This is a genomic window from Prevotella sp. OH937_COT-195, assembly GCF_003932845.1.
In the GTDB taxonomy this organism is placed as follows: domain Bacteria; phylum Bacteroidota; class Bacteroidia; order Bacteroidales; family Bacteroidaceae; genus Prevotella.
Genome location: NZ_RQZH01000039.1, coordinates 1 through 9,470, shown reverse-complemented (window position 1 = coordinate 9,470; position 9,470 = coordinate 1). Strand labels below are relative to the sequence as shown.

Annotated in this window: 6 protein-coding genes and 3 pseudogenes; 7 read left to right on the top strand and 2 right to left on the bottom strand. The window is 34.5% G+C overall.

Annotated elements, in window-relative coordinates; all coding sequences use genetic code 11:
* Window positions 1–129 (bottom strand): annotated as a pseudogene (locus EII32_RS12580) (IS982 family transposase); the annotation flags it as partial.
* Window positions 130–382: 253 nt separating this feature from the next.
* On the opposite strand from EII32_RS12580, the pseudogene EII32_RS12575 reads away from it, so the two are divergent.
* The 7 genes and pseudogenes from EII32_RS12575 (at window position 383) to EII32_RS10680 (ending at window position 9,004) form a co-directional block, all read left to right on the top strand.
* Window positions 383–650, top strand: a pseudogene (locus EII32_RS12575) (helix-turn-helix transcriptional regulator).
* 12 nt (window positions 651–662) lie between these two features.
* Window positions 663–2,018: a DNA phosphorothioation system sulfurtransferase DndC gene (dndC, locus tag EII32_RS10705; protein WP_125235392.1), complete on the top strand. Its 1,356-nt coding sequence runs from the start codon at window positions 663–665 to the stop codon at window positions 2,016–2,018.
* Window positions 1,999–4,113, top strand: coding sequence for a DNA sulfur modification protein DndD (gene dndD / locus EII32_RS10700; RefSeq protein WP_125235391.1), 2,115 nt, complete (start codon window positions 1,999–2,001; stop codon window positions 4,111–4,113). Before dndC ends, dndD begins: the two co-directional genes overlap by 20 nt.
* Window positions 4,103–5,683, top strand: coding sequence for a DndE family protein (locus EII32_RS10695; RefSeq protein ID WP_125235390.1), 1,581 nt, complete (start codon window positions 4,103–4,105; stop codon window positions 5,681–5,683). The genes dndD and EII32_RS10695 overlap by 11 nt, the downstream gene beginning before the upstream one ends.
* A 13-nt stretch (window positions 5,684–5,696) precedes the next feature.
* Window positions 5,697–6,116 carry a hypothetical protein gene (locus tag EII32_RS10690; RefSeq protein ID WP_125235389.1) on the top strand — a complete coding sequence of 140 codons (420 nt, stop codon included), beginning with the start codon at window positions 5,697–5,699 and terminating at the stop codon, window positions 6,114–6,116.
* Between the two features lie 14 nt (window positions 6,117–6,130).
* Window positions 6,131–7,339, top strand: coding sequence for a DNA phosphorothioation-associated DGQHR protein 1 (locus EII32_RS10685; RefSeq protein ID WP_125235388.1), 1,209 nt, complete (start codon window positions 6,131–6,133; stop codon window positions 7,337–7,339).
* A 54-nt stretch (window positions 7,340–7,393) separates the two neighbouring features.
* Window positions 7,394–9,004 carry an RNA-binding domain-containing protein gene (locus EII32_RS10680; RefSeq protein WP_125235387.1) on the top strand — a complete coding sequence of 537 codons (1,611 nt, stop codon included), beginning with the start codon at window positions 7,394–7,396 and terminating at the stop codon, window positions 9,002–9,004.
* 373 nt (window positions 9,005–9,377) lie between these two features.
* On the opposite strand, the pseudogene EII32_RS10675 reads toward EII32_RS10680, so the two are convergent.
* Window positions 9,378–9,470 (bottom strand): annotated as a pseudogene (locus EII32_RS10675) (IS982 family transposase); the annotation flags it as partial.

The following is a 9,470-nucleotide window of genomic DNA, read 5'->3' as shown; positions in this document are numbered from 1 at the left end:
ATTCCTGCAACGTTTTCCATTGCTATTATAGGAAGGTAAACATAGGTTTTTACTCAGTTCAACATTCAAATTCTTGTCAAACTCATCAATAATACAGAGAATTTCTATAATTTTGTCTTTGGTAATCATCGCTTGGTTGTTTTGTAAATTACTGATTTACAACAATAAAATTACAAAAACTAACGAGATTACCAACTTTTACAAAGACTTTCTTAACCCGAACTCGCATAAAAAATCAATTTCGATACACCGATAAATTGTTTCTTCAAAAATTTTCACTAATTTTGCATTTGCTGTTGGACTCTACACAAATCAGTATTTCTGGTCGCTTTCACCATAAATTAATCCATTTCTTTTGATAAGTGAAATAAAATCACTATTTTTGTGGACAAATAACAAATTTTGCCAATCTGGAAAAAATATAAATCGTCTGAAAGTTGTTTTAGCAGAAAAAAAGAGAACGAATAAATGGCTGTGTGAACAATTAAACGTCAATCCATCCACTGTATCGAAATGGTGTACGAATAGTTCTCAACCATATCTTGAAACCTTTAATTAAAATATCACACCTATTAGATGTAGAATTGAACGATTTGGTGAATAAGGACTTCAAAACTTTTCAGCCTATAAATCGGATGTCAGATTTATGATAAAAATCCAAAATGAGGAATAAACGTATTGAATATATAATAGATGAAATTCTTGACCAGTATGCGTATGCTGATGAGTCTACCCGACCATGGATTATAGGATTCAGTGGAGGAAAGGATTCAACAGTATTACTAATGCTTGTATGGATTGCGCTTGAAAAATTAAAAAAATTACCAGAGCCGTTTCAACTTCGCAGACCAATATACGTAGTTTGCAATGACACAATGGTTGAAAACCCTATAATTGCATCGTATGTTGACCAAATTCTTGAACAGATAGAAAAAAAAGCAAGAGAAGAAGACTTGCCTATTTTTGTCCGGAAGACTACGCCTCGATTGGAAGATTCATTTTGGGTGAATGTTATAGGGAAAGGTTATCCTGTCCCAAACACAGCATTTAGATGGTGTACTGAGAAAATGAAAATTAAGCCTACAGCTCGTTTTATAATAGAACAAGTAGACGAATGTGGGGAAGCTATAATTTTAATTGGAACAAGAAAAGCAGAAAGTGCGACTCGTGCTCGTTCTATTAAGAAACATGAAATTCATGGCAAGCGACTTACCAATCATACTCTGTTGGCAAATACATATGTCTATGCACCAATCAAAGAATTGATGTTAGAAGAAGTCTGGTATATAATAAATACCATTCCATCTCCCTGGGGATTTGATAACAAAATCCTGTTTAACATTTATGTTGATGCGAGTGCGGACGATTACGAATGTCCAACCGTTGTAACAGACAAAAGTCATGGCTCTTGTGGTCAAAGTCGTTTCGGTTGTTGGACTTGTACTGTTGTGAAGGATGATAAGTCCATGCGTTCGCTTATAAAAAATGGGCGAGAATGGATGCAACCGCTTTATGATTTTAGGTTAAAACTGGACCAAGAACGGAATATCATTGAGAATCGGTTTCCGTTGCGACGGGATGGGAGAAGAGCCGTGAACGATATGGGACCCTACACCTTCACATATAGAGCGAAAATGTTGGAAGGACTGTTAAATGTTCAACATGAATTGCAACAATATAATCCTGAAATAAAACTCATTACTGATCAAGAATTGATTGCAATTCAAGTGAATTGGTATCGAGATTTTAACTTTGCACATCAAGTATCAGAAATATATAACAAAATCTATAATTCCTCATTAAATATGGAAGAGGGAAAGATAAAAAACAAATTGGAAGCAGATTTGATGAAAGAAATTTGCCAAGAGAACCTTGAAGAAGGTGAATTGATAGAGCAACTTCTTATGCTTCAGAAAAGCAAGTCACTCATGCAGCGACGTCGTGGCTTGAAAACAGAAATTGAGTCTCGTTTAGAGGAATTTGTAAATAAAAAAAATCATGACGATACGCGAAATTGAACTTAATAATTTCCGAATTTATAAAGGGAAGAATAAGATTGAACTTTTTCCCGATGGAAATAGGAATCTGATTATCGTCAGTGGTAATAATGGTTTCGGCAAAACAACTTTTCTCATGTCATTAGTTTGGTGCCTATATGGTAAGAATATGGGGAAGGTTGATGAACTATACCGTAAAGAAATTGACGAAAAAGGAGGTTATAGTAAATACATTGGTAATAGTCTCAACTTTGCTGCACAGAAAGAAGGCGAAACTCGATTCTCTGTGTCCGTTACATTTACGGATGTAGAAATTCCAGATACGCCTTGCACCGAGATAACAATTGTTCGTTCCTATGATAGTGCAACGAATTATGATGACGAGTTGGAAATTCTGATTGATGGTCGGAAGAACGATTTGTTCACGGGGTCAAAAGAGGAAATTGCAAAAGAAGAGGAAATATTTATTCGGGATTACATACTTCCAATAGAGATTGCAAAATTCTTTTTCTTTGATGCAGAAAAGATAGTTTCATTTGCTCAAATAAATACTCCAGAACAACGAAAGGATTTAAGTCTTGCATATTCTCAAGTTCTTGGCATACAAAAATATGAAGATCTAAAAACTGAATTGGTCAGAATCCAGGATGACTATAGAAAGTCATCTGCTAAACCTCAAGAGAAACACGAGTTTAATGGGCTAATCGCAGATATTGATTTCAAAGAAGGTGAAATTGACAGGTTGACTGAGGAAATTAGTAATCTGGAAGAAGACCGAGTTTTTAAACGTCATAATTCAGTCGAACTTCAATCAAAATTGATTCGTGAAGGCAATACTATGTCTGTAGACGAATTGCAGAAATTAAATAATAGGAAGGTGGAACTTGACATAGTGCTAAGGGAAGCAGATGACAGCCTTAAAGATTTATATAGCCTTATTCCATTTGGCTTGGCAGGAGGTATTATGTCTGAACTTTCAACACAATTAGAAATAGAAAAAGCGTATAAACAGAATAAACTTCAGTTGGAAGGAGTTAATGATAAAACTGATGTCATACTCGGTGATATTGAAGAAGCAAAGAAGGATCTCAATTTCTCAATTGATATAAAGACTAGAGATTTCTATGAACAACAAATCAGACAACTCATTAAGAAGCATTTTTACAATGTTTCTGATGAAAGTAAGTTTGAACACTTCAGTACATTGCATGACTTTAGTCAGGGACAGATTGAAGAGTTTATGCATCTTATTGCGAAAATCAAAGATAGTAAATCTTCTTTTGAGAATCTAATTAATAAATACACCAAAGCCAAATCTGAATTATACACAATCGAAAAGAATATTCGAGAGGCCGAGAAAAAAGCAGAGAGTGATTATGTTCAAGATTTGAGAACCCGAAAAGAGAATATTGACTGTCAGATAGATTCTATCGGTGTAGAAATCGGGAAAAGACAAAGTGAAATAGAGTTACTTAAAGAACAAGTGATTGCTCATAAAAAGCAAAAGGAGATTCTCTCTAAAAAAATAAGTGTTTCGGATCAAAACCGAGCAGTTGACAATGAAGCTACACGCCTAATCAATACAATACAAAAATTCCTTATTCGCTTTAAAGAAGAAAAGAAAAAGGCTCTAGCGAAAAAACTGGAAGTAAAACTTCAATCATATTTGCACAAGACCAATCTTGTTAAAAAGGTCATTGTAGACATCAATGGCAATGGTGATGATGTTGACATTTGCTTATTTGGATATGATGATAAGAAAATTGACAATAACATTCTTTCCATGGGGGAACGTCAGATGTTTGCATCTGCACTATTAAGTGCTTTGGTTGATGAAACAGAAATTGAGTTTCCTGTTTTCATAGATAGCCCAATGCAGAAATTTGACCCGCAACATACAAAGAATGTACTCACGAAGTTCTATCCAAATGTTTCAAAACAAGTGATTCTATTTCCTCTTCTTAAAAAAGAATTGACAGAAGAAGAATATCAATATATTCAGCCGATCGTAAATAAATCCTATTTGATAAACCATGAAAAAAATGGTTCGCACTTTGTTGAAGTGAAACCAGAAAATCTTTTCGAAGAATATAATAATAGCGAATATGCAAATTAACATCAAAACATCTGGCGAAAATCAAGCCATTGTAACCCAATTAACAAAAAAACTTACTGGGGGTACAAAAGAAAATGTAATAGCTCGTATTGCATTAGGCTATTCTTTGTCTACAGGTAAACGCTTTACTCAACAGGAATTTTCTGCATACGATTCACAAGGAAAAGAATACAAGGACCATATTCTGTTTGATGGACAGTATAGAGATTTCTATATTGCCTTAATTTGTCAGGCATATGGAATAACTAGAAATGACGAGCTTATCCCCAAGTATATAAAACTACATATTGATCATGGATTAGAAAAGATAAATTACCTGTTTGAAAATAATCCACAATATACTTTCTTAGATTTCTTAACTGAATATTTCAGAAAGGGAATTGATATGATTGAAGATACTCCCGAAAGATTCGATAGCGTTGAGAATAGAAATCAACACATCACAAAAAGTGTGTTTTCTGGTCCTATTAAAATCAAAGTGGGATATAATATCGTAACAGGAGAGGATATATATTGTTGTTTCAACGATTCAACTCGCTACAACAATCAACACATTGCCGTAGCAGGAAAATCTGGTTCTGGCAAGACTCAATTTGCACTTGAATTTCTTCGTCAATTATATATACAGACGCAAGGTCAAGTCAATTTTTTGTTTCTTGATTTTAAGGGACTAAGTGAAGATGACAGGAATAAAATGAATGATTTCTTTACAGGAACTCATACAGAATGTATAAATGCGCCTCATACACCATTTCCATTGAATCCAGTTTCATTCATTGATAATGTTAATGAAAAGAACAAACTTGTAGGTATAAATAAATTCGTTGATATTATTGCTAAATACTCCAATATTGGCAAGAAACAACAGCAAACACTAAAAGATGCTACGAAAGAAGCGTTTGTTCAACATAAAGATGGGAAACACCCTTCATTAAAGGAAATTTACGATTTAGTGATAGAATCAGTAGGTGATAACCGTGACACTCTTACAGAGATTATGGAGCGTTTAAGTGAGTATGAACTCTTCGCTTCAAAAGTCAACGACCCAAGTATCTTCCTAAACAACAATTATTACTTTTCACTATCAAGTGAATTGGATAGTACTGTTCGATTTACATCAATCTTTCTTATCATCAACTACATCTTCAATGTGTTTACTAATATGGGTGGTACAGAAGTCATTGAAGGTAAACGAAGCATGCGTTATGTGTTAATGATTGATGAAGCTCACGATTTATTCCGTGAAAAGAAGTCTTTGGAGATTTTGGAAGTTTTACTTAGAAAAATTCGTTCATATGGAGTCTCTATAATTCTTCTCTCTCAAGGTATATCGGAGTATAATCAAGGCAATTTCGATTTCTCGCAAGAATGTGAAACAGCATTCCTTTTGCCGATAAATGACCTTAACAATACAAAAGCTATAAATAAATTCCTTGGTCTGAGTGAAAAGGATGGTTCTCGAACTATGCGAAATCTTGAAAAATTAGATAACGGACAATGTGTATCTAATATTAAAGAATTGCAAAAAGGCGACTTGTTTGAAGCTGTTCAGTATTGGAAAGAAAAATAATTTAAGAAAAAATATGGATTGGATAAAATCACATAAGCGCAAATTGATGTTCTTCATATTATTTTTCTTAATATGTGGATCTAGCAGTATATGGATGTCTATTCTGTTTCTGGATATAGAATGTAAAGACGTGGCAATTGGATTAATTACAATTGCTATTGCTTCTGTATGTGCTTCTGCAGAAAGAATCTTAGAAATGATAGACAACAAGTCAGAAACTAGAGATGACAACGATGACTTTTACGGTATTGCATGGTTAATTGTACCATTATTGTCATCAATTTTTGTAGTTGCTATTCTTAAACGATCTGAGATTGCTGCTCTAATTATATCTATACTTGTTTATTTCTTATATTGCTGGTTGTGGTGGTATCAGAATAGAAATAGAAATATTTTCAAAAATCCGACAAGTCCACTTGGAGGAGATATATAGAATTATATTATCGTATGAAAAAAATATATGGAATAAAAGTTAGTCAACCTCTTGGAGACTTCTTTATTGCAAAAATCAAAGCAAAAGATTTACTTGAGATTTCAACATCTTCTGTTGCTCGTTATAATAAAGAGGGGAAATTGGTCGGGAATCAAAGACCTCTTAAATTGCCGAGATTAAAGGCAATTGCGAATTTTATAAAATCTGCCGAGATGTGCTTTCCTACTTCTATTTTAGTCGCCGCAAATGTTGACAATGAAGGAAATATTATAGAAAAACAGTCTAAAAGATGGAGTATACATCCAACTTCTATTTCTGATTGCTTTGAAATAGAAATTCCGTCAGAAGTTTCATCACTAATAATTGACGGTCAACATAGGATTAATGCGTTCTCTTATACAGAAGAACAATTTAAGGATATAGAATTAGTCTGCTCCATATTTTTGGATTTACCCAATCCTTATCAAGCATATCTTTTCGCTACAATAAACGGTAATCAAAAAAAAGTTGACAAAAGCTTGGCTTTAGAACTTTTTGGATATGATGTTGAAGACAAACCTTCAAATACCTGGTCGCCAGAAAAATTAGCTGTTTATCTTACTCGAAAATTTAATTTTAGAAAAGATTCTCCACTTTATCAAAAGATAAAGTTAGCCCCACTTTTCTCATCGATAGAAGAAATTACGGATAGAACAAAATGGCTATTGTCAACAGCGGCTATGGTAGAAGGTATCATGCACCTCATATCTTCTAATCCTCAAAAAGATAGAGATTTTCTTGCCATGAAACGTTCTTTGTGGTCTGGAACTGGTACTCGTTCTGATTTGGGAAAAATGGAAAGTAATGGCAAACGAGATGTTTCTGTATTAAGGAACTTGTATATAGAAAACAAAGACGAAGAAATATATGAAATTATATTTAGGTATTTTGATGCAGTGAATAAAATTCTATGGAAAAATGCGTCAGCAGATAGTGTCATTACTAAGACAATAGGCATATCTGTGTTGTTTGATATATTGAAAGCTATAATTGAGATTGAAGGCATTCAAGATTCATTTGAAAAATATATTTCATTAATTTCAGACGTTGATTATACTAGTGATTATTTTTCTTTGTCAGGAGGAGGAAAAGTGAAACTTAGACGTATCCTAAAATATAAATTAGGTTTTTTGACAAACGCAGATTTAATAGAGTCTGACATTAAATTTCTACAGGAACCATAAAGTATCCGATTTAAAGCTGAAACACATAATAAGCAAAAATTATTATCAAAGAATATGACAGAGCAAGAACTACTACAAATGCGTGACTTGGCAGAGGATGGAAAGTTACAGTTTAAGGAGCGTGCGAATGATCGATATGACATAAGTTGCGAGATAGTGGCGTTTTGCAATTCTCGTGGTGGACTCCTTGTCATAGGCATAAATGACAGGACGGGGATAATCAATGCTCTGTCATATCAGGAATTGCAGGAAACGACAAATCTACTGACAAATATTGCATCAGAAAATGTTATTCCAAATATACTAATAGAAGTGGAAAATGTTCCGGTGAAAGGTGGTGGAGTGGTTATCGCCACAATTCCAGAGGGTAAGAATAAGCCATATCATGATAACAAGGGGATTATATGGATGAAGAATGGTGCAGACAAACGTAAGGTGTTTGACAATTCAGAACTTGCAGAGATGATGAGTGAGTGTGGTAGTTTTGCACCAGATGAGGCTGCGGTACCTAATGCCACTATTGATGATTTGGATGCAGATACTATCAAGCTTTATCTAATGAGCCGTTTTGCACCGGTATTTAAAGGGAAAAACATCGATGAGTTGAATATGAAAGATTATTCGCTTGATGCAATGGCCGAAACCATTATAAAAGGAACGACCATCGAAAAATTGCTCAGAAATCTACATTTTATCCGTCCGGATGGCAAAATTAATGTTGCAGCAATGCTGCTATTCGGCAAATACACTCAACGGTGGCTACCTGTTATGACAGCAAAATGTATTAGCTATATCGGTAATTCTGTCGGTGGTACACAATTCCGTGATAAAATGTATGATATGGAAATTGAGGGTAATTTACTCCATCAGTTTCGTACCATTATGAATTTCTTTACTCGGAATTTACGTAAGGTTCAGATCGAAAAGGAATTTAATTCTATCGGTGAACTAGAGATACCTTACGAAAGTCTTACCGAGTATGTCGTCAATGCACTTGTACATCGATCGTTGAATATTAAATCTCCGATTCGTATTTTCATATTTGACAATCGTGTGGAAATTCACAGTCCGGGAACTTTACCAAATGGGTTGACAGTTGAAGATATAAAAAACGGCACATCAATGCCTCGCAATATGTTCTTGTTTACGAATGCTAACTACCTGTTACCCTATACCGGAGCAGGAAGTGGTGTGCGCCGTGCGCTTGAATACGATCCAAATGCCGTTTTTTCCAATGGAGTAGAAGACAAAGAAATCACTCATGCTGCCAACGAGTTTGTAATTACCATACCTCGCGAAAGTAACCAAGCTCAAACAGAAAGTAACCAAGTTGCAGTTGCTAATGAGCGTAAAAGTAACCAAGCCCAAGCAGAAAGTAACCAAGTTGCAGTTGCTAATGAGCGTAAAAGTAACCAAGCTCAAGCAGAAAGTAACCAACCTCGTGTAAACTTGGTTACTCGTAAACTGACAAAGAAGGAAGAGGATGTTAGAAACTTTTGTTCCGTACCGAGGACTGCGCAGGAAATTATGGATAGGTTGAAAATTTCCAATCAATCTAAAAATCGGCAGAAGTATATAACTTCCTTAATAGAACTTGGGGTTCTTGAACGTACGATTCCCGAAAAGCCCAACGACCCAAATCAAAAATATCGTTGCAAAAAATAACTACATAACAATATTTTGTTGAAAGATATAACGCAATAATTGAACGTATTAAGGATGAAAGATAGAATATGGATGTAGGATGTTGAACTTCTTTAGAGAAATAGCGTACAGTCTCAACTGGGTGTTGTGTCCCCAATAGTTTCAATATACACATTTTTATTGGGGTATAATTTAACTTGTCAGTAATTTGCTGGCAAGTTAAAAACAGCGCAAGTCATGATTATTATGCGAGTTCGGGTTAAGAAAGTCTTTGTAAAAGTTGGTAATCTCGTTAGTTTTTTTGTAATTTTATTGTTGGAAATCAGCAATTTACAAAACAACTAAGCGATGATTACCAAAGACAAAATTATACCCCAGTTCGGGATAAGATTTCTCAAAACATCATAAGTTGTTTGGTGTCCTCAATATAATATCCATCAAGTGCTTTCGGCTTGTTGTCGAAGAAGCAGTATGCCGCCAGTGCTGC

Coding starts and splice junctions, on each gene's coding strand:
- EII32_RS10680 (WP_125235387.1), top strand. CDS start 7,394: ATGACAGAGCAAGAACTACTACAAATGCGTGACTTGGCAGAGGATGGA.
- EII32_RS10695 (WP_125235390.1), top strand. CDS start 4,103: ATGCAAATTAACATCAAAACATCTGGCGAAAATCAAGCCATTGTAACC.
- EII32_RS10685 (WP_125235388.1), top strand. CDS start 6,131: ATGAAAAAAATATATGGAATAAAAGTTAGTCAACCTCTTGGAGACTTC.
- dndC (WP_125235392.1), top strand. CDS start 663: ATGAGGAATAAACGTATTGAATATATAATAGATGAAATTCTTGACCAG.
- EII32_RS10690 (WP_125235389.1), top strand. CDS start 5,697: ATGGATTGGATAAAATCACATAAGCGCAAATTGATGTTCTTCATATTA.
- dndD (WP_125235391.1), top strand. CDS start 1,999: ATGACGATACGCGAAATTGAACTTAATAATTTCCGAATTTATAAAGGG.